The sequence below is a fragment of the Streptomyces sp. NPDC003284 genome (assembly GCF_053589675.1).
Genome location: NZ_JBSFSI010000029.1, coordinates 1 through 22,739 on the forward strand (window position 1 = coordinate 1; position 22,739 = coordinate 22,739).

At 73.1% G+C, this 22,739-nt stretch carries 18 protein-coding genes and 1 pseudogene; 7 read left to right on the forward strand and 12 right to left on the reverse strand.

The genetic code is table 11. The annotated features are described in order from the left end of the window. Nucleotides 1-197 (forward strand): annotated as a pseudogene (locus ACWDYF_RS34895) (DNA-binding protein); the annotation flags it as partial. On the opposite strand, the gene ACWDYF_RS34900 reads toward ACWDYF_RS34895, so the two are convergent. From ACWDYF_RS34900 to ACWDYF_RS34920, 5 genes are all read right to left on the reverse strand, one after another. After that, on the reverse strand, nt 179-1,363 hold the full coding sequence (locus ACWDYF_RS34900; RefSeq protein ID WP_389474687.1) for an MFS transporter: 1,185 nt from the start codon (nt 1,361-1,363) through the stop codon (nt 179-181). The pseudogene ACWDYF_RS34895 and the gene ACWDYF_RS34900 overlap by 19 nt on opposite strands. Before the next feature lie 130 nt (nt 1,364-1,493). Next, the gene (locus ACWDYF_RS34905) at nt 1,494-2,090 is read right to left on the reverse strand and encodes a TetR/AcrR family transcriptional regulator (protein ID WP_389474689.1); all 597 of its coding nucleotides are present in this window, start codon (nt 2,088-2,090) and stop codon (nt 1,494-1,496) included. Between the two features lie 149 nt (nt 2,091-2,239). Continuing rightward, nucleotides 2,240-2,641, reverse strand: a complete 402-nt coding sequence (locus tag ACWDYF_RS34910; protein ID WP_389474691.1) for a MerR family transcriptional regulator — start codon at nt 2,639-2,641, stop codon at nt 2,240-2,242. A 30-nt stretch (nt 2,642-2,671) separates the two neighbouring features. Further along, nucleotides 2,672-3,748: an MDR family NADP-dependent oxidoreductase gene (locus ACWDYF_RS34915; protein ID WP_389474693.1), complete on the reverse strand. Its 1,077-nt coding sequence runs from the start codon at nt 3,746-3,748 to the stop codon at nt 2,672-2,674. 230 nt (nt 3,749-3,978) lie between these two features. After that, the gene (locus tag ACWDYF_RS34920; RefSeq protein ID WP_037895089.1) at nt 3,979-4,332 is read right to left on the reverse strand and encodes a winged helix-turn-helix transcriptional regulator; all 354 of its coding nucleotides are present in this window, start codon (nt 4,330-4,332) and stop codon (nt 3,979-3,981) included. 52 nt (nt 4,333-4,384) lie between these two features. Between ACWDYF_RS34920 and ACWDYF_RS34925 the strand changes: the two genes are divergently transcribed. The 3 genes from ACWDYF_RS34925 to ACWDYF_RS34935 all read left to right on the forward strand — a co-directional run bounded on the left by ACWDYF_RS34925 (nt 4,385) and on the right by ACWDYF_RS34935 (nt 6,688). Next, nucleotides 4,385-5,272: an NAD(P)-dependent oxidoreductase gene (locus ACWDYF_RS34925; RefSeq protein ID WP_389474695.1), complete on the forward strand. Its 888-nt coding sequence runs from the start codon at nt 4,385-4,387 to the stop codon at nt 5,270-5,272. Nucleotides 5,273-5,483: 211 nt separating this feature from the next. Further along, nucleotides 5,484-6,134: a DUF1707 SHOCT-like domain-containing protein gene (locus ACWDYF_RS34930; RefSeq protein ID WP_389474697.1), complete on the forward strand. Its 651-nt coding sequence runs from the start codon at nt 5,484-5,486 to the stop codon at nt 6,132-6,134. Nucleotides 6,135-6,241: 107 nt separating this feature from the next. Continuing rightward, nucleotides 6,242-6,688 carry a TIGR03618 family F420-dependent PPOX class oxidoreductase gene (locus ACWDYF_RS34935; RefSeq protein WP_018566195.1) on the forward strand — a complete coding sequence of 149 codons (447 nt, stop codon included), beginning with the start codon at nt 6,242-6,244 and terminating at the stop codon, nt 6,686-6,688. A 25-nt stretch (nt 6,689-6,713) separates the two neighbouring features. Here the strand turns inward: ACWDYF_RS34935 and ACWDYF_RS34940 are convergent, their stop codons facing one another. The 5 genes from ACWDYF_RS34940 to ACWDYF_RS34960 form a co-directional block, all read right to left on the reverse strand. Next, the gene (locus tag ACWDYF_RS34940; RefSeq protein ID WP_018566194.1) at nt 6,714-7,730 is read right to left on the reverse strand and encodes a LacI family DNA-binding transcriptional regulator; all 1,017 of its coding nucleotides are present in this window, start codon (nt 7,728-7,730) and stop codon (nt 6,714-6,716) included. A 54-nt stretch (nt 7,731-7,784) separates the two neighbouring features. Beyond that, nucleotides 7,785-8,801, reverse strand: a complete 1,017-nt coding sequence (locus tag ACWDYF_RS34945; protein WP_381744818.1) for an ABC transporter permease — start codon at nt 8,799-8,801, stop codon at nt 7,785-7,787. After that, entirely contained in the window at nt 8,798-9,766 is a 969-nt protein-coding gene (locus ACWDYF_RS34950; protein ID WP_381744819.1) for an ABC transporter permease, read from the reverse strand. Before ACWDYF_RS34950 ends, ACWDYF_RS34945 begins: the two co-directional genes overlap by 4 nt. Then, on the reverse strand, nt 9,763-11,388 hold the full coding sequence (locus ACWDYF_RS34955; RefSeq protein ID WP_389474701.1) for a sugar ABC transporter ATP-binding protein: 1,626 nt from the start codon (nt 11,386-11,388) through the stop codon (nt 9,763-9,765). The genes ACWDYF_RS34950 and ACWDYF_RS34955 overlap by 4 nt, the downstream gene beginning before the upstream one ends. 90 nt (nt 11,389-11,478) lie before the next feature. Next, nucleotides 11,479-12,588 carry an ABC transporter substrate-binding protein gene (locus ACWDYF_RS34960; protein ID WP_381744821.1) on the reverse strand — a complete coding sequence of 370 codons (1,110 nt, stop codon included), beginning with the start codon at nt 12,586-12,588 and terminating at the stop codon, nt 11,479-11,481. A 688-nt stretch (nt 12,589-13,276) separates the two neighbouring features. On the opposite strand from ACWDYF_RS34960, the gene ACWDYF_RS34965 reads away from it, so the two are divergent. Next, nucleotides 13,277-15,751, forward strand: coding sequence for a beta-L-arabinofuranosidase domain-containing protein (locus ACWDYF_RS34965; RefSeq protein WP_389474704.1), 2,475 nt, complete (start codon nt 13,277-13,279; stop codon nt 15,749-15,751). Between the two features lie 127 nt (nt 15,752-15,878). Continuing rightward, the gene (locus ACWDYF_RS34970; protein WP_389474706.1) at nt 15,879-18,530 is read left to right on the forward strand and encodes a PA14 domain-containing protein; all 2,652 of its coding nucleotides are present in this window, start codon (nt 15,879-15,881) and stop codon (nt 18,528-18,530) included. A gap of 79 nt (nt 18,531-18,609) precedes the next feature. Here the strand turns inward: ACWDYF_RS34970 and ACWDYF_RS34975 are convergent, their stop codons facing one another. After that, the gene (locus ACWDYF_RS34975; protein WP_389473738.1) at nt 18,610-20,100 is read right to left on the reverse strand and encodes a family 43 glycosylhydrolase; all 1,491 of its coding nucleotides are present in this window, start codon (nt 20,098-20,100) and stop codon (nt 18,610-18,612) included. 329 nt (nt 20,101-20,429) lie between these two features. On the opposite strand from ACWDYF_RS34975, the gene ACWDYF_RS34980 reads away from it, so the two are divergent. Continuing rightward, nucleotides 20,430-21,461 carry a LacI family DNA-binding transcriptional regulator gene (locus tag ACWDYF_RS34980; RefSeq protein ID WP_389473736.1) on the forward strand — a complete coding sequence of 344 codons (1,032 nt, stop codon included), beginning with the start codon at nt 20,430-20,432 and terminating at the stop codon, nt 21,459-21,461. A 30-nt stretch (nt 21,462-21,491) separates the two neighbouring features. Here ACWDYF_RS34980 and ACWDYF_RS34985 read toward each other — a convergent pair whose 3' ends face one another. After that, a complete protein-coding gene (locus ACWDYF_RS34985; RefSeq protein WP_389473734.1) occupies nt 21,492-22,394 on the reverse strand; it encodes a CAP domain-containing protein in 903 nt (300 codons plus the stop codon). Nucleotides 22,395-22,739: the final 345 nt, after the last annotated feature.

Consider the following 22,739-nt stretch of genomic DNA (forward strand, 5'->3'; position numbering starts at 1 on the left):
CCGGCGAGGACATCGGACGCGGGCTGACCCGGCTGCGCCAGCACGCCACCGCACTGGCCCGCGAGCCCCTGCCGGTCTTCCTCGACGAACTGCTCGACCGGCTGAACGACGACCAGCACGACGACATCGCCGTCCTCGCCCTGCGGATCCCCGAGACCCGCGCGGTGCCCGGCACCGGTCAGCCGACGGACCGCTGAAGCGGCTGCCGGGCGGCCCGCTCCCCCAACGCGCGGCGGCGGGTGAGTTCGGGCAGGAGCGTGGCCAGACCCGCCACGGCCATGACCGCGCCGAGCCAGAGCGGCGCGCGCAGCCCCCGGGCATCGATCGCCACGGCGCCCAGGGAGGAGCCGAGGATGACGCCGAGGGTGATGAAGGAGGAGTGGACGGTGTTGACCAGCGGGCCCGCGTTCCCGGCGCGTTGCACCCGGGTGACCATGGCCGGATTCATGGTGACGCCGACCAGTCCGACGCCCAGCATGCAGACGACGGCGGGCACCGGGAGCCCGGCGAGGAGGGCGAAGCCGCTCAGGAAGACCGTGTTGAGCAGCAGGCCGAGGGCGAGCACCGGCACGGCGTGGCGGTCGGCGAGACGCCCGACCACATGGTTTCCGGCGACGGTGGCCGCGCCGTACGCGATCAGCAGGACGGGCACGGCACCGGGGGAGAAGCCGGTGACCTCGGTGAGGATGGGGTTGAGATAGCTGAACGCGGAGAAGGTGGCGCCGATGACGAGCGTGCTGGTGGACAGCACCAGCCACAGCCGGCGCCGCCTGAAGACGCCCAGTTCGGCACGCAGGCCGCCCGAGTCCTCGGCGCGCGCGAGGCGGGGCACCCCGGCGAGGGTGGCCGCGGCGGCGGCCACGGTGATCAGGGTGACGGCCCAGAACGCCGCGCGCCAGCCGAACCGCTCGCCGACCAGGGTCGACAGCGGCAGCCCGAGCAGGGTGCCGAGCATGAGGCCGTTCAGGGCGACGGCGACGGCGCGTCCCCGCACCTCGGGCCGGGTGAGCCGGGCGCACAGCGATATGCCGAGGCCGAAGAACGCCTGTGAGGCGACGCCGGTCACGATCCGGGCGGCCAGCATCATGGCGTAGTCCCGCGCGGTGGCGGCCAGGACGTTGCCTGCCAGGAAGACGGCGAAGAGCGTCAACAGCGCCGTGCGCGGCGGGACCCGCATCAGGGCCACCGTCAGAAAGGGTCCACCGGTGGCCATGGCCACCGCGAACGCCGTGATGAGGTAGCCGATCTGCGGGACGGTCACGTCCAGTCCCCGGGCCATCTGCGGCATCAGCCCGGCGACCACGAACTCACTGGTCACCATGGCGAAGATGCCGAGCGCCAGGACGTATACGGCACGAGGCACGGTGCGTTCTCCTCTTGGTTGTGAAACGTTCAGTTCAAAACGCGGGCAGGCGAAGGCGGGGGTCCGCGAGGGGGGATGGCGGGCGGCCTGGCGATGGGGCAGCGGGTCGGTGGATCCGTGCGTCAGCGGGTCAGCGGGTCAGCGCGTCCATGGTGACCTCGGCGATCGCCTCCAGGGCGGTCCGGTCGGCGCCGCCCTGACCGGAGACGCGCAGGCCGCCGATCGCCGCGTTCACGAAGCGGGCCAGCGCGTCGGCGTCCCGTTCGGAGGTGATGCTGCCGTCACGTCGGCCCTCCTCGACCGTCGCGCGCAGCGCGGCCAGGCGGCGGGCCGTGTCGCGCTCCAGCATCCGCGCCGCGCGGACGTCCCGGGCGGCCAGTTCGACCGTGGTGTTCACGGTCAGGCAGCCGAGGCTGCGGCCGCCGAGCCGGTGTTCCGTCTCGCTGTCCACGATCACGGCCAGCAGGGCGCGGAGACGGTCGGCCGCGGTGTGCCGCCGGTCCTCCAGGACGGCCAGCTGGGTGGCCGTCGTGGAGTCGATGTAGCGGGTCAGGGCGCGCTCGAAGAGGTCGTGCTTGCTCTTGAAGGTGTTGTAGATGCTGCTGCGCCCCAGACCTGTGGCGTCGCACAGGTCCTGGGTGGAGGTGGCTTCGTAGCCCTTCTCCCAGAACATGCGCATCGCCGATTCCAGGGCCCTTTCCTCGTCGAACGTCCTCGGTCGGGCCATGGTGCGAGCGTAGTGTTTTGAATCGTGCGTTTCAATACGGGTGCCGCACTGTGACTGACGGCTGAGAGCTGACGGTCGAGGGCTGAGGACTGCGGACTGAGGACTGCGGACTGAGGGCCGGTGGTCGGTGGCCGGGGCGGTTCGGGCCGCTATCGGCCGCCGCCCGGATCCCTGCGTCCGGCCAGGCCCGCCTTCAGCGCGTCCCGCAGCCGGGTGAGCCGTTCGATGTCCGCGTCCAGCGCGGCGATCCGCCGCTCCACGACCGTGGCCCCGACGACCCCGGGCCCCCGTGCGCCGGGCTCCGCCGGGGCGCAGCCCGGCGGGCGCCCGGTGAGGAGCGGCAGCCGGTCGGCGATGCCGCGCAGATCCTCGACGGTGAGCCCCAGGGCGAGCAGGTCCCGCACGGTGCGCAGCACGGCGAGGTCGTCGGGTCCGTACTCCCGCTGGCCCGCCGCGGTGCGCCGCGGTGGCGGCAGCAGCCCGCGCTGCTCGTAGAAGCGCAGCGCCCTGGGCGTCGCGCCCACGGCCGCCGCCGCGTCCCCGATCCGCATGCCTGCCCCTCCCGCTCCGCGCGGCGGCTGTCAGCCGTGCGGCAACTCGACGACGACCGTGCCGAAACGCTCTCCCGCGATCAGTTCCTGCAACGCCAGCGGGGCGCGATCGATGCCCGGGACCCGGGTGAGCGGGAAACGGATCCGGCCGGAGCGCAGCCAGTGCGCGAACCGCCCGGTCCACTCCCGCTCCACGTCGGGATGGTCGACGCCGGTGTACCCCTTCAGCGTCACCCCCTTGACGATGAGCCGGAAGGCGTCGACCTCGACCGGGGCCCTGCCGCCGCCGCCCGCCGCCGCCAACTGCCCGGACAGCGCCCCCACCAGGGCGAAGCGGGCACCCTGGCGGGCGGCGTCCACCGCCGCGGTGAGCTGGGGGCCGCCCGTCGTGTCGAGCAGGACGTCGATGCCGTCCGGCGCGGCGGCGGCGAGCTGCTCCGTGAACGCCCGCCGCGCCTCGCGGTGCTCCGCCCCGCTCCCGTCCGCCGCCCGGAATCCGGCGGTCAGGGCCGCGTCGTAGCCGAGTTCGGAGACGAGGCGTCCTGCCTTGTCCGGTGAGCCGGTGGTGCCGATGACCCGGGCGGCCCCCAGCAGCCGGGCGATCTGCCCCGCGAGGGACCCCACGCCGCCCGCCGCGCCGGTGACCAGGACGACATCGCCCTCGCGCACCCCGGTGAGCCTGGTCAGCGCCCCGTAGGCGGCGGACCCGGAGGACAGGTGGGCGGCCGGGTCGGGCAGCGCCGGATCGACGGCGGCGCACTGCGCCACCGGGACCAGGGCGTACTCGCGCCAGCCCAGCAGGTGCGTCACCAGGTCGCCGGGCCGCAGCGCGCTGCCCTCCGGCGCGGCGACCACTTCGCCGACCGCCGGCCCGAACAGCGCCTCTCCCGGGCGTATCCCCGGCACCGGAGTGTCCCGGGCGGCGCCGCCGACGAGCGTGCGCAGCCCGCCGAAGACCAGGAACTGCCGGTTGCGGACGAGGACCTGGCCCGGCCCCGGGACGGGCAGCGGGACCTCGGCGACGCTGAAGTCGGCCGGGGCGGGCAGCCCTTCGGGCACGGCGGTGAGCCGGACCTCGCGGCCGGTGCGGGGCAGCGCTGCGGACATGGATGACCTCCTGGGGCGGGACGGGCGGGTGTGCGCACGGCCCGGCGTGCGCGGACGGCGCCGCCTGGCCGGCCGACGCTAAACCCTGACCCGCACGTCAAGGGCAAGCACGCCCCGCCGGTACCCACCTTTTTGTGGGTACTTGTGGGCGGTCCGGCGCGCGGCGACCCTGGTGGAGGACGCGCGGAGGACAGCGGATCCCGGCCCCGGGGAAAGGAGTTGACGGGCCGTCAAAAAGCTTGCTGATCGGCCCCGTTGAGCTGCTCCAGACGGCGGTGGCCCCAGTCGGAGAGGGGCGCCAGCGCCTCGGAGAGGTCCCGGCCGAACGCGGTCAGGGAGTACACCGTCTTCAGCGGCAGCACGTCGTGCACCTCCCGGTGCACGAGCCCGTCGCCCTCCATCTCGCGCAGTGCCTGGGTGAGCACCTTCTCACTGAGGCCCGGCAGCCGTCGGCGCAGCTCACCGGGGCGGCACGGACCGGACTCCAGCAGCCACAGCAGGGCCGTCTTCCACTTGCCGTCGATCACGGCGATGGCCGCGGTCACCCCGCAGACATTCGGATCCTGCGCACGACCGCGCGTCATCCCCGCCCCCCTTTTTTCTCACAAAAACCTTTGCCGACCATGGAGTTGCATCATGTCATCGCACACCGGGCAGTCCGCCGTCACCGTCCTCGGCCTGGGGCCGATGGGCCGGTCCCTTGCGGGTGCCTTCCTCGACGCGGGAGTGCGCACCACGGTCTGGAACCGCACGCCCGGCCGGGACCGCGAGCTGGTCGCCCGCGGCGCGGCCGGTGCCCGGACCGCCGGTGAGGCGGTCGCCGCGAGCCCGCTGACGGTGGTCTGCGTGGTGGACTACGACGCGGTGGACGCCGTCGTACGGCGCCCCGAGGTCACCGACGCCCTCAAGGGCCGTACCGTGGTCAATCTGTCCGCCGACACCCCGGACCGCGCCCGCGCCACCGCGGGCTGGGCGGCCGGGCACGGTGTCCGCTACCTCGACGGCGCGATCATGACGCCGACGCCCACCATCGGCACCCCGGCGGCGGTGTTCCTGCACAGCGGCCCCGAGGAGCTGTACCGCGCGCACCGGCCCGTGCTGGCCGCGCTGGGCGGCACCCACACCCACCTCGGGGAGGAGATCGGCCGGGCGGCCGCGTACGACATCGCGCTGCTCGACATCTTCTGGACGGCCGTCGCGGGCTACACCCACGCGCTGGCGCTGGCCCGCGCCGAGGGGGTGGGCGCGGGCGAACTCGCCCCGTTCGCCGCGGGGATCAGCGCCATCCTCCCGCCGATCTTCGAGCAGGCCGCGCGGGAGGTGGACAGCGGGCACTTCTCCGAGCCGGGCAACCCGCTCACCTCCGCGGCGTCCTCCATGGCCCACATCGTGCACACCTCCGAGAGCCACGGCATCGACGCGGGGGTGATGCGCGCCGCCGAGGGCTGGGCCCGCCGCGCCATCGGCCAGGGGCACGGCGCCGACGGCCTCGCCCGGATCGCCGAGCTGCTGAGCCGCCGGTGAGCCGCGCCTGAGCCGTGCCCGAGCGGTGCCTGAGCCGCCCCGGTTGTCGCCGTCCGCGCCGCTCCGGGCGCGGGCGGAATCCTTGGTGGCGCGGTGAGGTGCCCGGTATCGTCCACCGTGCCGACAGGGGGGCCATGACCGTACGAAGCGGGCGCACGTCCGAGCAGGCGCGGGGGAAGCTCCTTTCCGCTCACCGCGAAGGGGCGGCGCCATGACGACCGACCCGGCAGGAACCGACCCGGCAGGAACCGACCCGGCGCGAACCGACCCCGCCGGGCGGCCCGTTGCCGCCGCCGAGGCGACTGTCCTCGCCTCGGACGACGACCGCGAGCAGGCGGCCCGGCGGCTGCGGACGGCCGTGGAGGGCGGGCGGCTGCCCCTGGAACTGCTGGCGCCCCGCCTCGACGAGGTGTACGGGGCGCGCACCCGTGGCGAGCTGGCGGACGCGTGCCGCGGCCTGCCCGCACCGGGCCCCAGGGACGACCTGGTGGTGGACAGCCCGCCGACCTCCGGGCGGTTCGTCGCGGGTGTCTTCGGCGGATTCGTGCGCAAGGGCCGGTGGGTCGTGCCGCCCCGGCTGACCCTCTGGTCGATGTGGGGCGGCGGCCGGGTGGACCTGGCGCAGGCCCGCTTCAGCAGTCAGGACACCGAGATCCGGACCGTGGCCCTGTGGGGCGGTACCCGGATCACGGTGCCCGACGACATCGACGTCGAGGTCAAGGGGTTCGGCCTGTTCGGTGTGTTCGGGAAGGGCGCCGCCCGGAGGACCGGACGGCCCGGCGCGCCCCGCGTCGTGATCAAGGGGCTCGCCCTGTTCGGCGCCGTCGTGACCAGGACGAGCACGACCGGCACCGAGCACTGACGCGGCCCCCGGCGCGGCCCCCGCGCGGCCGTCCTGTCGGCCGTCGCGTCGTCGGCCGCCCGGGGGGGGGCCGGTGTCCGGCGGGCCGCCGTGGGTAGGTGCCCTGGATGGACATGATCTTCGACGAATCCGTACGCGCCCGGCTGCGCGCCCCTCTCATCTGGTACGTCGGCACCGTGTTCGCCGACGGAGCACCCCAGGTCAGCCCGATGTGGGTGGATCTGGAAGGCGACGGCGAGCTGTCGTTCAACACCTCGGTGGGCCGGGTCAAGGAGGAGAACCTGCGCCGCGACCCCCGCGTCTACCTCTCCCACGCGGACGCCGCCGACCCCTTCGACCGGGTGCAGATCAGCGGGGTGGTGGACCGCTTCATCGAGGGCGAGGAGGCGCACGAGCGGATGGACCGGCTGGCCCGCAAGTACCTGGGCGCCGAACGCTTCGAGTGGCTGATGCCGGGGGAGCGGCGGGTCGCGGTGGTCGTACGCCCGGTCAAGGTACGGCACATCGTCGGCGTGGAGCGGTTCCGCCCCGGCGGCCCCGTCCCCGCGCCCTGACCGGCACCGCCGCGCCCCGCCCGGGTCAGGGACGGCGCTCGACCGTGGACTCCCGCACGACGAGTTCGAAGCCGGGCAGGATCCGGCGGGGGACCGGCGGGGTGCGCGCGGTGATGCGTTCCAGCACGCAGTCGACGGCGATCTGGGCGATGGCCTGCTTGTCGGGGGCGATCGTGGTCAGGGCGACGGCGGCGTAGCGGGCCTCCTCGATGTCGTCGAACCCGGCGACGGCGATGTCCTGAGGGACGCGCAGACCGCGTTCGGCCAGGACGCGCAGAACACCGAGGGCGACCATGTCGTTGAAGGCGAACACGGCGTCGGGCCGCTCGCCGCGGTCGAGCAGGTCGGCCATGCCCGCCGCCCCGTCCTGGCGGTCGTAGCCGTCGGTGGCCACGACCAGCGCCTCCGGGGGCTTCATGCCCGCCGCGGTGTGCGCCTCCCGCCAGCCGCGCAGGCGCAGATGGGCCGGTTCGCGCGCGCTCTCGCGGCGGGCGCCGAGGAAGGCGATGCGGCGGCGCCCGGTGTCGATCAGATGCTGGACGGCGGCGCGCGCCGCCGCCACGTTGTCGATGGCGATGTGGTCGAAGGGAGCGCCGTACTCGCGCTCCCCGAGGAGGACCAGCGGTGAGGGGTCCGTGCGGGAGAGCAGGTCCTCGCGCTCCATCCGGATCGGGCTGAGGATGAGACCGTCGATGATCTGGGCGCGGAAGCCCTGGCAGACGAGGACCTCCTTCTCCCGCAGCCCCGCCGTGTGGTCGAGCAGGACCGTGTAGTCCTGCCGTGCGGCGGCGTCGATGACCGCCCCGGCCACCTCGGAGAAGTAGGGGTTGCCCAGTTCGGGCACGGCCAGCGCGATGATGCCGGTGCGGCCGTTGCGCAGATGGCGGGCGACGAGGTTGGGCCGGTAACCGAGTTCGTCGATGGCCCGCTGCACCCGGGCGCGGGTGCGCGGGGCCACATGGACATAGTTGTTCACGACGTTCGACACAGTCTTGACGGAAACCCCGGCGCGCTGTGCGACGTCCTTCAGGCTGACGCCCACGGAACTCCTTCTGTCGGACGGCCCCATGGGCCGGGCGGGCTCCGGTGCCGGCGGTCAGTCCGGCTGCCGGGCGCGGCTGAGCAGCGTCTGCGCCAGTACCACGACCGCCAGGAACCCGCCGTTGACCGTGTCGGTGAACGCGGAGCCGTACTGGGAGAAGTAGTGGTCGATCAGATTGTGGATGACGGCCAGCACCAGGACTCCGCTGACCGTGCCGCCCACCGAGCCGCTGCCGCCGGTCAGCAGGGTGCCGCCGATCACCACCGAGGCGATGGCGGTGAGTTCGTAGCCGACGCCGATCGTGGTGACGCCCGATCCCAGGCGGGCGCTGCCGAGCGCGCCCGCGGTCGCGGCGAGGGTGGCGGACAGGACGTAGACGAGGACCTTGGTACGGGCCACGGGCAGGCCCATCAGGGTGGCCGCGTTCTCGTTGCCGCCCATCGCGGTCACGGTGGCGCCGAAGCGGGTGCGGGTGAGCAGCAGGGCGCCGAGGACGAACAGCGCGGCGACGACGAGCACCGGCACCCAGGTGCCCTCGCCCAGCCGCCGGAAGGGCGACCCGGCGGGGACCAGATAGGTGGTGGCGCCCTCGTCGGTCAGCGCCTGCAACAGCCCGCGGGCGCCCAGCAGTCCGGCCAGGGTGACGATGAACGGCGCCATCCGGGCCCGGGTGACCAGCAGCCCCTGCACCGTGCCCCACACCGCGCCGACCGCCGCCGGCAGGGCGATGGCCAGCCAGGTCCCGCCGGTGTGCGCGCCGTAGGCGGCGACGACCCCGCCCAGCGCGTACACGGACCCCACGGACAGGTCGATGCCGCCGGTGAGGATGACGAAGGTCATGCCCAGGGCCAGCAGCCACACGAAGGAGTTGTTGCCGAGGATGCTGGAGATGTTCGACCAGGTCGGGAAGGTGGAGGAGGTCGCCGAGGCGATGGCCACCATCAGGACCAGCACGGCCAGCGCGCCCCGGCGCTGGATGTGGGAGGCCACGCGCTCGCGGAGCGCGGCGGGCTGCGCCGCGTCGGGCGCGGGCCGCGGCGGCGCGGCGGACCGCAGGGCGGACGGGCTCATCGGGTACCTCGCTCCTGTGAGGCGTAGACCGCGCAGCAGATGATGGCGGCCTCCACGAGCTGGGTGGAGGACGTGTGCACGTTGTGCTGGGTGAGGACGGCGGTGATGAGCTGCATGAACAGCGCGCCCGCCACCGTGCCGAGGACCCGGACCCGGCCGCCGGTCAGCGGGGTGCCCCCGACCACGACCGCGGTGATCGCGTTGAGTTCCATGGTGAGGCCCTGGTGGGCGGGGTCCGCCTCGGCGCCGTGGCCGACGATCAACGCACCGGCGAGGGCCGCGAGGACGCCCGAGAGGACGTAGACGGTGACGAGTACGCGCCGGACCGGCAGCCCGGCCAGCTTGCTCGCCCGGCGGTTGTCGCCGATCGCGACCAACTGCCGCCCGAACGTGGTCCGGCGCACCAGCAGCGCGGTCAGCACGGCGCACGCCCCGGCGATCCACGCCATCAGGGGGACACCGGCGAACCTGTCCGAGCCGAGGCTCAGCAGCCCGGCGTCCATGACGGGCTTGGCGGAGTTGCCGTTGACGAGTTCGGCGACACCCCGCAGACCGATCATGAGGGAGAGGGTGGCGACGATCGGCTGGATGCGGGCGAAGGCCACCATCGTGCCGCCGACCGCTCCCGAGACCGCGCCGAAGACCAGGGCGAGCAGCACCGCGAGCGGCGTGCCGTAGCCGAGGTAGAGAGGGACGACCGAGGCGGACAGGGCGATGACGGCGCCCACCGACAGATCGACGCCCTCCGTCCCGATGACCAGGGCCATGCCGAGGGCGACGATCAGGGTCGGGGCGACCTGGAAGAGCTGGATGCGGACGTTGCCCGCCGACAGGAACGAGGTGTCCAGGGCGGCGGCCACGACGAACAGCACGGCCAGCGCGGCGTACACGCCGTACGCCTGGAGCAGCCGGGTCAGCCGGGCCCGGTCCCACCGGTCCGGGGCCGACCAGGTGGTGGGAGTCATCGGGGCTCCTCCTTGGTCTCGGCGGAGCCCGAGCCGGCTCCGGCGTCCGTATCGGGGGTGGTGCCGGCCGTGGCCGCGGTGGCGAGCGAGTCGAGCACGGACCGCTCGGTGACGTCCGCGCCCTGGAGGTGGCCGACGACCCGTCCGTCCTTGAGGACCACGATCCGGTCCGAGCCCTCGATCAGCTCCTCCAGGTCGGAGGAGATCAGCAGCACCCCGAGCCCCTGCCCGGCGAGTTCGTCGATGAGCGCCTGCACCTCCGCCTTGGCGCCCACGTCGATGCCCCGGGTCGGTTCGTCCAGGAGCAGCACCTCGGGATCCAGGCACAGCCAGCGGGCCAGGAGCACCTTCTGCTGGTTGCCGCCCGAGAGGTCGCTGACCTTCTGGTCGGGGCCGGACGCCTTGATGCGCAGCCGGTCCATGAAGAAGCGGACGACCTCGTCCTGCTTGGCCTGCGAGACCACACCGGCGCGGGCCAGCCGGGGCAGCAGCGCCAGGGAGATGTTCTCCCGCACGGACAGGTTGGGCAGGATGCCCTCGGTCTTGCGGTCCTCGGCGAGCATGACGACACCGGCCTTGATGGCGGCGGCCGGGCTGCGCCGGGCCAGCGGTCTCCCGCCCACCTCGACGGTGCCGCCGTCGGTGGCCAGGGCGCCGGTGATGGCCTGGGCGGTCTCGCTGCGTCCGGCGCCCAGCAGTCCGCCGAGCCCCACGACCTCGCCGCGGTGGATGTCGAGGCCGACCCCGTGCACCCGGTGCCGGACGGTCAGGTCCGCGGCCCGCAGCGCCGGTACGCCCTCGCGCCGGTCGTGCTGCTCGCCGCCGAACGCCGTGGCGCCCTTGGCCCGCACGGCGGACATCTCCCGGCCCAGCATCAGCGAGATCAGTTCGAGGCGTTCCAGGCCCGCCATGTCGCCGGTGTGCACGACCGCCCCGTCCCGCATCACGGTGACCCGGTCGCAGATGGCGTACAGCTCGTCGAGGCGGTGGCTGACGTAAACGACGGCGATGCCCTGCCGCTTGAGGTCGCGGATCACCGAGAAGAGGGTCTCCACCTCGCGCGGCTCCAGCGACGAGGTCGGCTCGTCCATGACGACCACCCGGGCGTCGATCTGCACCGCGCGCGCCAGGGCCACCATCTGCTGGGCGCCCAGGCCCAGGGAGCCCAGCGGCCGGGTGACGTCCACCTCCACGCCGTAGCGCCGCAGGGTCTGGGCGGCGAAGCGGTTCATGGCGCGTACGTCGACCAGGCCGAAGCGGCGCGGTTCGCGGCCCAGGCACAGATTGCGGGCCACCGACATCAGCGGGACGAGGTTGACCTCCTGGTAGATGGTCGAGACCCCGGCGGCCTGCGCCTCCAGCGGGTTGCGGAAGGAGCGTTCCTCACCCGCGTACCGGATCACCCCGGCGTCGGGGCGGTACACGCCGGTCATCACCTTGATCAGCGTCGATTTTCCGGCGCCGTTCTCGCCGATGAGGGCGTGCACCTCACCGGGGCGCAGGCGGAAGTCCACCCCGCGCAGGGCGTGGACGCCCGCGAAGTTCTTGTCCACCCCGGCGACGTCCACGATCCAGTCGCTGCGAGGTGCCGGGTCCTGCTGGACCAACGTCGTCCTCCTCATGCGGGCTGCCGGGGCAGCCGCCGGTCCGCCGGGCCGGCCGGAACCACCGCGGTCCGGCCCCGGCCCGTTCCGTCCGTGCCGTCGCGCAGCTCAGTACACGAGGCCCTGGTCGAGGGCCTGCTGGGCGTTGTCGTGCGTGAAGTGGCCGTCCTTGATGATGACCTTGGACTGCACACCGGTGTCGCCGTAGAAGTCCTGGAGGGCCTGGAAGGCGAGCGGGCCGAAGCGGGGGTTGGTCTCGATGTCGGCCACCATCTGGCCCGCGGCGACGTTCTTCACGGCCTGCTCGATGCCGTCGATGGAGACGACCTTGATGTCCTTGCCGGGCGTCTTGCCGGCCGAGCGGACGGCCTGGATGGCGCCGAGTGCCATCTCGTCGTTCTCCGCGTACACCGCGTTGATGTCGGAGTGGGACTGGAGCAACTGCTCCATGACCTTCTGGCCGTCGGTCTGGGCGAAGTTGCCGGTCTGCGAGGCCACCACCTTCATCTTCGGGTACTTGGCCTTGACCTGGTCCTGGAAGCCCTTGGTCCGGTCGGTGGTGACGTTGTTGCCGGGGGTGCCGGTCAGGATGGCGACGTGCGCCTCGCCGCCGGTGGCCCCGGCGAGGTCGTCGGCCGCGAGCTGCGCCTGGTGGTAGAAGTCCGAGCCGATGAAGGCCATGAAGTCCGTGCACGCGGTGCCGCCGACCGTGCGGTCGATGGTGAGCACGGGGATCTTGGCGGACTTCGCCTTCGCCAGGGCCGGGCCGAGCCCGTCGGAGTTCTCCGGGGCGACGATCAGGGCCTTGGCGCCCTGCGCGATCATGTCCTCGATCTGCGAGTTCTGCGCGTTGACATCGGCGTTGGCGTTGCGCTGGATGAGCTTGACGCCGAGCTTCTTCGCCTGCTGCTCGATGCTCTTGGTCTCGGTCGCGCGGAACGGATTGCTGGTCGACTCCGACTGCGAGAAGCCGACGACCGTCTTGCCGTCGGTGAGGTCGAGCCTGGGCACACCGCCGTTGTACGTCCTGTACGTGCAGCCGGGGCCCTTCGCGGCCGGTGAGGCGACCTGCTGCGAGGCCGCGGCGTTGTCGTTCGCCGCCGCGGAGGAGGAGCCGCCGCCGGAGTCGGACGAGCCGGACTTGGTGCATCCGGTGGCGGCCAGGCACAGCCCGGCGGCCAGCACTGCGGCAGTGAGGGTCTTGGCTTGAACGTTCACGCGCCGATCACATCCTCAACGGGGTGGACGAAGGGGCGGGACGGAGAAGGCAGGGGCCGCCCAGGGCCCTCGCAGGGCGAAGGCAGAACCGACAGGCGGGCTTTGCAACGTTGTAGACATTGCGGGAACGCCGAAGCGGATGTCAACCCGCTGTAAACAACTCCTCGTCGGAGGTGACGACGGCGCCGGACGGCGGCCGGGCGGACGCTCCGGCGGCCCTCCCGGCGGCCGTACGCACCCCTCGCGAAGCGGCCAACTCCCTTGTGAGCAGCGGGAACTGTGGTGCGGGCGGCATCCCGGACGGTACTGCCCACGCAATCGCGTACGAGGGGTGGACACCCGGAACGGGGCTGTGCTGTCATGTGGCTGCTCGCGTTTACAACGTTGTCAGGTGCCTGTCGCAGCCGAGGTGCCGCCACCGCGCCGGGGTGAGGCGGACCGAGGCGCGGCGGTGTTCCGGCCGGACGCCCCGGGCCCGCGCCGCGACCTCCTCCGGGGTCCGCGCACCCGGCCGGTCACCGGCATGTGACGTCACGTCAGACAGCGTCGTGGCACAGGACCCAGCCGATGCGCCCCCTCGCACCCGCACCGCACCCGCACCCCCCACGCCCCCACAACCCCCGCCCAGCCCGCACCCGTTGGACACGGCCCCCCGTGGGACACGGTCCTCGAACAGGAAGGGCAGCCCATGGAACGCCGTACGTTCCTGACCGGCTCCATGTCCGCCGCCGGCGCCGCAGCCCTGGCCGGCGCCCCCTCGACCGCCCACGCCTCCGCCGACACCTCCGCCCACGCCGCGGCCCCGCCGAGCCCGACCGGCCCGGCCGCCGCCCCCCGCCCCCACTACACCGCCAACCGGGCCCCGCTGCGGCCGGAGCCGTTCCTGCGGCTGCCGCCCGGCAGCATCACACCCAAGGGATGGCTGCGCGCCCAGCTCGACCTGCAACTGGACGGACTGAACGGACGCATGCCCGAGGTGTCCGACTACCTCGACGAACGGACCAGCGGCTGGTCCGTCGCCGACCACGACGGCTGGGAGGAACTGCCCTACTGGCTGCGGGGGTTCGGCGACCTCGGCTATGTCACCCAGGACAGCCGGGTGCTGGAGACCACCCGCGCCTGGATCGACCGCATCCTCGCCACCCGGCAGCCCGACGGCTTCTTCGGCCCCGCCCGTCTGCGCACCGCGCTGGGCGGCGGCCCGGACTTCTGGCCGCACATGCCGGTCCTGGACGCGTTGCGCACCTGGCACGAGTACAGCGGTGACGACCGGGTCGTACCGGCCCTGACCGGCTGGCTGAAGTACCTGCACACCCAGCCCGGCACCCTCTTCGGACAGGGCTGGGGCGCGGCCCGCGTCGGCGACACCATCGACACCGCCTACTGGCTCTACAACCGCACCGGTGACGCCTGGCTGCTCGACCTGGTGCACACCCTGCACACCCACAGCGCCGACTACACGCACACCGTCCCGACCTGGCACAACGTCAACCTCGCCCAGGGCTTCCGGGAACCCGCCCAGTACGGGGTGCTGGCCGGCGACGACTCCTTCCTCGGCGCCACCCACCGGGTGTACGACACCGTCATGGCCCGCTACGGCCAGTTCCCCGGCGGCGGATTCGCCGCGGACGAGAACGCCCGCCCCGGCTACCACGACCCGCGCCAGGGCTTCGAGACCTGCGGCATCGTCGAGTTCATGCACAGCCACCAGCTGCTCACCCGGATCACGGGCGACACGGTGTGGGCCGACCGCTGCGAGGACCTGGCCCTGAACACGCTGCCCGCCGCCTTCGACCCGCGGCAGAAGGGCACCCACTACGTCACCGCCGCCAACAGCGTCCAGCTGGACAACGTTGCCAAGTCGCACGGGCAGTTCGACAACGACTTCGCCATGCAGGCGTACCGGCCCGGCGTCCACGACTACCGCTGCTGCCCGCACAACTACGGCATGGGCTGGCCCTACTACGCCGAGGAGATGTGGCTGGCGAGCCTCGACGGCGGCCTGTGCGCCTCCCTGTACGGCGAGTCCACCGTCCGCGCGAAGGTGGGCGACGGCACCACCGTGACCGTGACCGAGCAGACCGCGTACCCCTTCGACGACACCGTCACCCTCACCGTGTCCGCGCCGCACGCCGTCACCTTCCCGCTGTACCTCAGGGTGCCGGGCTGGTGCCGCGAGCCCTCCGTCCGGCTGGCCGGACGGCCCGTGCCCGTCCGGCGCAGCGGCGGCCACCTCGTCGTGGACCGGCGCTGGCACGACGGCGACCGGCTCGTGCTGCGGCTGCCCATGCGCACCCGGGTGCGTACCTGGCACGGCAGCGCCGACTCCGTCTCCGTCCACCACGGCCCGCTCACCTACTCCCTGCGCATCGAGGAGGAGTGGCGCCGCACCGGCGGCAGCGACGCCTGGCCGGAGTACGAGGTACGTCCCCGCTCGCCGTGGAACTACGCCCTGGAGCTGGACGCCCGCGACCCCGCCCGGTCCTTCGCCGTGGAACGCACCCGCGCCCGCGCCGCCGACCCCTTCACCCACTCGGGCACCCCCGTGCTCCTGCGGGCCAAGGGGCGCCGCCTGGACGGCTGGACGCGCGACGACCAGGACGTCGTGGCCCCGCTCCAGCAGAGTCCCGCCCGCACCACCCGGCCCGTCGAACACCTCACCCTGGTCCCGGCCGCCGCCGCCCGGCTGCGCATCACCGCCTTCCCGACCGCCGCCGCCAGGGGCAGGGCGAAGGAATGGGCCGCCGTCACCGCCTCCTTCAGCGGCGTCGACAGCCCGCAGGCCCTGCTCATGAACGCGGACGCCGAACCGTCCGGCTCCTACGACCAGTCGGTGCCGCGCTTCACCTGGTGGGACCGGACCGGCACCGAGGAGTGGATCCGGTACGACTACGCCGAGCCGGTCCGTGTCGGCGCGGTGGCCGTGTACTGGTACGACGACACCGGCCACGGCGCCTGCCGGGTCCCGGAGTCCTGGCGCCTGGAGCACCGCGGCACCGACGGCGTGTGGCGGCCCCTCGGAGAGAGCGCCGCCCACGGCACCGCCACCGACCGCTTCAACCGGCTCTCCTTCCCGGCGGTCACCACCACCGCCCTGCGCATCACGGCGCACCTGAAGACCGGGTTCTCCGGCGGCCTGCTGGCCTGGCGCACCGAGTCCTGAGGACCGGGCGCCGGGCCGCCGCAGAACCCCGGGCCCGCCACGGACGGCAGCACACCGCACGGCCGCGCCGCCGCACAGCCGTCCGGCGGCGGCCCCTCCCACCGCACCGACGAGAGGTGACACTCCTTTGAGTCCCGGAAGAACGACCCCCGGCAGCACCCGCACCCCCGCCACCCGGCGACTGGCCGCCCTGGCCCCGCTGCTCCTGGGCGCCGCCCTGCTGACCCCGGCCTCCTTCGCCCAGGCGGAGTCCGCCACCGCGTCCGCCGCAACCCCCGCGCAGGGGCTGCGCAGCGACTGCTACCTCAGCTCCGACAGCACCTCACTGGACTTCGCCACCTACACCAGCACCGGGATCCAGCCCTCCCTGAACGTCAAGGACCTCATCCCCACGCTGCGCGGCTGCGCCGGGTCCACCCTGAACGTCGCCGCGCACTGGACGGGCACCCTGGACGTGCCCGCCGGGGGCGCCTACACGTTCTACATCAAGGGCGACAACGGTTTCCGCCTGTCGCTCGACGGTACGAGCGTCATCGACCACTGGACGACCGACTGGGACGTGCCCACCCAGTCCCAGCCCGTCACCCTGACCGCCGGGCGGCACCAGCTCGCCTTCGACTACAACCAGGGCAACGGCGGCGCCTACATCCAGACCGAGTGGTCCGGCCCCGGCTTCGGCCGGCAGCCCGTCCCGGACTCCGCGCTGCACGTCCCGGACGACTACGCGCCCCTCGACCTGGCGAGCACCGTGGACATCACCGGCCGCAGGGCCGTGGTCCGGCTGCCCGGCCGGGTGGACGCGCTCCCCGCCGACCTGACGCAGCACCTGTCGGTGATCGCCGGGGGCCGACGCTGGGCACCGGCCGTGGCGACCGACCCGCACGACCGCTCGGCGCTGGTCCTCACCGCCGCCGCGAAGGACACCCCCGCGGCCATGAAGTCCGACGTCCGGATCAGCTACGACGGCAAGGGCGGTCTGAACACCTCCGCCGGTCCGCTGGGCGTCTTCTCCAGCCTGGCCCGGAACAACTCCACCTGGTACTTCGCCACCCAGTGGGCCAAGGACGTCTCCCCGTCCAACGCGCTGCCCGACTACCCGCGCCCGCAGCAGACCCGCAGGCAGTGGGCCAACCTCAACGGCACCTGGCAGTTCCAGGCCACCGCGCAGGACGCGCCGCTGCCCCGGGGCAGGCTCAGCGGGAAGATCCTCGTGCCCTACCCGATGGAGGCACCGCTGTCCGGTGTCGCCGAGCACCACGACTGGTCGCTGTACCAGCGCACCTTCACGGTCCCGGCCGGCTGGCGGGTCGGCTCGGGCAACCGGCTGCACCTGAACTTCGGCGCGGTCGACCACGAGGCGTGGGTGTACGTCAACGGCAAGCCGGTGGCCCACCACACCGGCGGCTACGAGGCGTTCACCGCCGACATCACCGACGCGGTCACCCGCCACGGCGACCAGAGCGTACTGCTCAAGATCAAGGACACCACCGACGCCACCGAGCAGGCGACCGGCAAACAGTCCCGCGACCCCAGCGGCATCTGGTACACCCCCACCTCCGGCATCTGGCAGACGGTGTGGATGGAGCCGGTGCCCGAGCAGAGCGTCGACTCGCTCGTGCTGACCCCGGACGTGAAGAGCGGCACCGTGTCGGTCACCGTGCGCCCGAGCGCGGGCACCGGGCGCACCGCCCGGGTCACCGCCACCGCGTACGACGGCCACCGGCGCGTCGGCTCGGTCTCCGGCCGCCCCGGCACCGCCCTCACGCTGCGCGTCCCGCACGCCAAACTGTGGAGCCCGGACAGCCCGTTCCTCTACGACCTGAAGGTCACCCTGGACGACGGCCGCTCGCACGACAGCGTCGGCTCGTACTTCGGGATGCGGTCGGTCTCGATCGGCAAGGCGAGCGGGGTCAACAAGATCGAGCTCAACGGCAGGCCCACTTTCCTGCTGGCCACCCTCGACCAGGGATTCTGGCCCGACGGCATCTACACCGCCCCGACGGACGCGGCGCTCAGGTCCGACCTCCAGCTGCACAAGCAGCTCGGGTTCAACACCGTGCGCAAGCACATCAAGGTGGAACCGGCCCGCTGGTACTACTGGGCCGACCGGCTCGGCCTGCTGGTCTGGCAGGACATGCCCAGCCGCAACACCGACAAGGCGAGCGCCGCGAGCAACGCGGAGTTCGACAAGGAGGTGCACGAGATCGTCGACCAGCACATCAGCAGCCCCTCCGTGGTCATGTGGACGATGATGAACGAGGGCTGGGGCGAGCAGAGCAAGCAGTCCACCGGTGAACTCGCCGACGCCGTCAAGCGCCAGGACCCCACGCGCCTGGTCGACGCCCACTCGGGTGTCAACTGCTGTGCCTCCAAGGGCGATTCCGGCCGCGGTGACGTGATCGACCACCACCTCTACCACGGACCGGCCAACCCGGCGCCCGACGCCACCCGCGCCGCCGTCGACGGGGAGCACGGCGGGTACTCGCTCACCATTCCCGGCCACATCGCCGGGGTCGCGGGCGGCCAGGACTACGGTGACGGCCCCGCCGACATCGCCGAGATGACCAGGACGTACGTGGAGAACACGAGCCGGCTGATCCCCAACGCGGCCGCCGGGCTGTCCGGTTCGGTCTTCACCCAGATCAGCGACGTCGAAGGTGAGCTCAACGGTCTGATCACCTACGACCGGGCCGTCCTGAAGGTCTACCCCGACCAGGTCAGGGACATCAACCGGCGGCTGATCGCGGCCGGGGCCGCGGCGGGCGGCACCGCCCGCTGACAGCGGCGGGAACAGCGGCAGGACAGCAGGGTGCGGGACCGGTCACCGGTCCCGCACCCCTCGCCGTGCCGTGCCGTGCTCAGTTCACATAGACCTCCGCCCGGTCGACGCTCACGAAGGACGCCTGGGACTGCCCGTCGTGCTCACCCGTGACCCGCACCCGCAGGGTGTGCCGTCCCGAGGGCAGCCGCGGACTGAGGTACTGGAGGGTCTCCCCGGTGCGGATCGCGCCGTAGTAGTCCAGCCGCTGCTCGGGACCGCCGTCGATGCTCAGCGCCGCGTAGCCGTTGCCCGTGTCCCGGACGGACAGCAGCGCGATCCGGGTGCCGGTGAAGGTGAACGTGGCGGTGTTCTGCGCCCGGTCGCTCCAGTGGTCGTCGCCCCAGAAGCACTGCACGGCGCAGCCGGACCCCGAGTTCCAGGTGCCGGTGTAGGCGACGCTCCCGGCGCCGTTCGAACGGCCGTCGTCGTTGATCCAGTAGGCCCCCGGACCCGGGTCGCCGGACGGCAGGTCCTGGGTGGCGCCGGTGTCGAGCGGTACGCCGAGGTCGGGGCTGCCGTCCGGGTGCCAGCCGATGCGCTGCGCCCGGGTGGTGCGGTCGCCGTAGGTGTAGGCCGAGGTGGTCTTGGCGTGGTAGACGATCCAGTCCTCGGTGCCGTCCGGCGAGCGGAAGAAGGCGTGGTGCCCGGGGCCGTACACGCCGTGGGCGTCGGCGCGGGAGAAGACCGGTCCCTGGTGCTGCGTCCAGTTGCCGGGCACCAGCGGGTCGGCGCCGGACGGCAGCGACATCATCCACACCTGGTAGTCGGGCTTGCCCGTGTCGCAGGTCGAATACGTCATCCAGGTGCGGCCGTTGCGGTACAGGAACTCCGGCCCCTCCCGGACCTCCGGGCAGCCGCCGGCGCCGTCGATCGCGACGGCGTCGCCCGAGACGGTGTACGGGTTCGACAGCGGTGCGATGTTGAGACCGTTGTGCTGGTACGCGTTGATGCCGCTGTAGGCCAGGTACAGACGGCCGTTGTGCTGGAGGATGCCCGGATCGATGGCGAAGTCGGCGGCGTGGTTGGGCGGTGCCAGCTTCGCCTTGAAGTGGTAGGGCCCGGCCGGGTCGTCCCGGTCGGACTCCGCGACGTAGATCCGGTGGTGGTCGTCGGTGCCGTCGTCGGCGGTGTAGTACAGGTACCAGTGGCCGTCGAAGCGGTAGAACTCCGGTGCCCAGATGTCCCGGTCGCGGGAGGCGTCCGTGTCGGTCCAGACGGTGACCGGATCGGCGGTCAGCAGGGTGCTCAGGGACGGCGAGCGCCACATGCGGATGCTGCCGCCCTGGGTGGTGGTGAGGTAGTAGTTCCCGTTCCAGTACGTCATGAACGGGTCGGGGCCGGTGTTGAGCGGGTTGCGGAACGTGCCTGCGGCGGCGGCGCGTTCGGCCGTCGCCGCGGCGGCGGGGTGCACCGCGCCCGTCCCGGCCAGCAGCAGTCCGAGCGTGGCCAGCAGGCCGAGCAGGCGCAGGCGGAGTGCGCGCCGGTGCCGGTGTGGGGGAGGTGGTGTCCGGTGGAGTCGTGTGCGCATGGGGGGCTCCTTCTCGGGGACCGTGGTGCGCGGAGCGCGAAGGCGCTTTTCATCGTTGCAATGTCGACGGTGCGCCACCGTAGGACGGTGCTGAAAGGCCGTCAAGGCGGCGTGGTGGCCGCACGGCGGGGCGGGGAGGGGCGGCTCCGGTGCGCGGGCGGGGTGTTTTCGCAGGACATGGCTTGCCAGAGCGGAGCCCGGCCCCGTATAACGTTGGAAATCCGGTACCGGGCCGGGCCGCCGGACGGCCGGTGCGCCGGGGTCCGGCTGTCGGGCGGGGGCGGGGTGACCGTCGGCCCGGGGCCCTGCCCCGGACGGGGAGGAACAGCGTGCGGGTGAGCCTGAAGGACGTCGCGTCGCACGCGGGTGTCTCCATCAAGACCGTCTCCAACGTGGTCAACGACCATCCGCACGTCAGCCCGGCGATGCGGGCACGGGTGCAGAAGTCCCTCGACGAACTCGGCTACCGCCCCAACCTCACCGCCCGGCATCTGCGCAAGGGCAGGACCGGGATCGTCGCCCTCGCCCTGCCCGAACTGGGCAACCCCTACTTCGCCGAACTGGCCGCCGAGGTGGTCGACGCGGCGGCCGCCCACGACTACACCGTCCTGCTCGACCACACCGGCGGGCGGCGCGACCAGGAGGCCCTGGTCAGCCAGGGCTTCCGGGCCAGAGTGATCGACGGGCTGATCCTGAGCCCCATCGAGCTGGAGGCCGAGGACCTGCGCGCGCGGGCCGAGCCGGTCCCGCTGGTGCTGCTCGGCGAGCGCGAGTACGACCTGCCCCACGACCACATCGCCATCGACAACGTCGCCGCCGCCCGCGAGGCGGTGCGGCACCTCATCTCGCTCGGGCGGCGCGACATCGCGTTCCTGGGCGCGCGGCGCGGCCGCAGCCAGCCCGCCCATCTGCGGCTGCGCGGCTGGCGGGAGGCGCTGGACGCGGCCGGACTCGTCGCCGACCACAGGCTGGTGGCGGCCACCGACGGCTGGGGCCACGCCGACGGGGCGGCGGCCATGGCCCGGCTGCTGGACGCCGGGCACCGGCCCGACGCGGTCTTCGCCTACAACGACCCCATCGCCATCGGCGCCATGCGCGTCCTGGCCGAACGGGGGCTGCGCATACCCGAGGACGTCGCCGTGGTCGGCTTCGACGACGTGGTCGAGGGCCGCTTCGGCGCCGTCACCCTCACCTCGGTCTCGCCCGACAAGGCGTCCATCGCCAGGATGGCGGTGGAGTCGGTGCTGTCCCAACTGGACGGCGCGCCCCGGAAGGAGGGCCGCCGCATCCACGCCGGCCACCGCCTGGTCCGCCGGGAGAGCACCCTAGGGTTCGACGCCCCGCCCCCCGCTCCGGCCTGACCCCGCCGGGGAGCGGAGCCGTGCGGCCGGTCAGCGGCTGGTGCCGAAGTCCTGCGTCCAGTAGCCGCCGGGCTGGGCCAGGCCCACACCGATCTCCTTGAACGCGCAGTCGAGGATGTTGGCCTTGTGCCCGGGGCTGTCCATCCAGGCCGCCATGACCTGTGCCGCGTCGGGGTAGCCGTAGGCGACGTTCTCGCCGTAGGTGCTCCAGGTGTATCCGGCGGCGGTGATCCGGTCGCCGGGCGCGGATCCGTCGGACCCGGTGTGCGACATGTTCCGGTGGGCCGCCATGTCCTCGCTGTGCGCCTGGGCGGCCGCCGCGAGCGCCGGGTCGGCGGTCAGCGCCGAACAACCGACCTTCGCCCGCTCGTTGTTGACGAGCGCCAGGATCTGGGCGGCGGAGTCCGACGGGGCCGAGGCGCTGGGCGCAGGGCTGTCGGAGGCGGTGGGGGACGCGGGGGTGGTGGTGGCGGGCGTGGTGGGCCGGGCGGTGTGCGAGGAGACCGGAGCGGCGGAGGCGGCGCCGTGGTGCTGCGCGGCGGAGGCGGGCGCGGAGGAGGCGGGGACGGCGGGTGCGGCGGAGCGGCGGGCCGACGCGTCGCGCGGGTGTGGCGCGGCCGGGGTGCCGGGGGAGGCGGACGCGGCCGGGGAGGAGGGTGCGGACGCGCCGGGCAGGGCCGTACCCGCACCGGCGGTCGGGGACGGGGTGGCGGAAGCGGGCCTGCCGCTCGCCGCGCCGGGTGCGGAGCCGCCCCACGCGGACGGGTTCCACTGGACCGAGGGGATCTCCTCGGCGACGCGGTGTGTCTGTTGCGTTCCGCCGCCCGGCCAGCCGCCACAGGCCAGGGCGGCGGACGGGATGCCGACGACGCCCACGGCGACGGCGGCGACGGCTATCCGCCGGTGGTACTGATGCTTGCGATGCTTGCCCATGCGTGACCTCACTCGGTAGTCGCCGAGCGCCTTCCATCGGGTGGTTCCGTGCGGAGTGCGCCTTCTGAACTGCGGCGATGCCTGCGAGTGGTCATCTTGGGACGGCGTCGAGCAGGGACGCAAAGAGCTGTGCTACTACGCTCCCTCGTAGCCTCGCGCGGCCTTGCGGAGCCGCCGCGGTCCGTGCTGATCACCACAGCCCGGCCGCCACCGGGGCCTGGTCACACGTCAGAAGTCCCCGGTGCGGGGGAAGGAGGAGAACGGCGGCGCGCGGTACGACGGCCCGCCGCACACCGCCTCCCGCATCCGCATCAAGCCGGACAAGTCCCCCATGTCCCCGGTGCG

What these genes read in the sequence shown, in the direction of transcription:
- ACWDYF_RS34945 (WP_381744818.1), bottom strand. Translation starts at nt 8,801, where the DNA reads ATGAGCCCGTCCGCCCTGCGGTCCGCCGCGCCGCCGCGGCCCGCGCCC.
- ACWDYF_RS34905 (WP_389474689.1), bottom strand. Translation starts at nt 2,090, where the DNA reads ATGGCCCGACCGAGGACGTTCGACGAGGAAAGGGCCCTGGAATCGGCG.
- ACWDYF_RS34915 (WP_389474693.1), bottom strand. Translation starts at nt 3,748, where the DNA reads ATGTCCGCAGCGCTGCCCCGCACCGGCCGCGAGGTCCGGCTCACCGCC.
- ACWDYF_RS34955 (WP_389474701.1), bottom strand. Translation starts at nt 11,388, where the DNA reads ATGAGGAGGACGACGTTGGTCCAGCAGGACCCGGCACCTCGCAGCGAC.
- ACWDYF_RS34950 (WP_381744819.1), bottom strand. Translation starts at nt 9,766, where the DNA reads ATGACTCCCACCACCTGGTCGGCCCCGGACCGGTGGGACCGGGCCCGG.
- ACWDYF_RS34910 (WP_389474691.1), bottom strand. Translation starts at nt 2,641, where the DNA reads ATGCGGATCGGGGACGCGGCGGCGGCCGTGGGCGCGACGCCCAGGGCG.
- ACWDYF_RS34920 (WP_037895089.1), bottom strand. Translation starts at nt 4,332, where the DNA reads ATGACGCGCGGTCGTGCGCAGGATCCGAATGTCTGCGGGGTGACCGCG.
- ACWDYF_RS34975 (WP_389473738.1), bottom strand. Translation starts at nt 20,100, where the DNA reads ATGCGCACACGACTCCACCGGACACCACCTCCCCCACACCGGCACCGG.
- ACWDYF_RS34985 (WP_389473734.1), bottom strand. Translation starts at nt 22,394, where the DNA reads ATGGGCAAGCATCGCAAGCATCAGTACCACCGGCGGATAGCCGTCGCC.
- ACWDYF_RS34930 (WP_389474697.1), top strand. Translation starts at nt 5,484, where the DNA reads ATGACGACCGACCCGGCAGGAACCGACCCGGCAGGAACCGACCCGGCG.
- ACWDYF_RS34925 (WP_389474695.1), top strand. Translation starts at nt 4,385, where the DNA reads ATGTCATCGCACACCGGGCAGTCCGCCGTCACCGTCCTCGGCCTGGGG.
- ACWDYF_RS34935 (WP_018566195.1), top strand. Translation starts at nt 6,242, where the DNA reads ATGGACATGATCTTCGACGAATCCGTACGCGCCCGGCTGCGCGCCCCT.
- ACWDYF_RS34965 (WP_389474704.1), top strand. Translation starts at nt 13,277, where the DNA reads ATGGAACGCCGTACGTTCCTGACCGGCTCCATGTCCGCCGCCGGCGCC.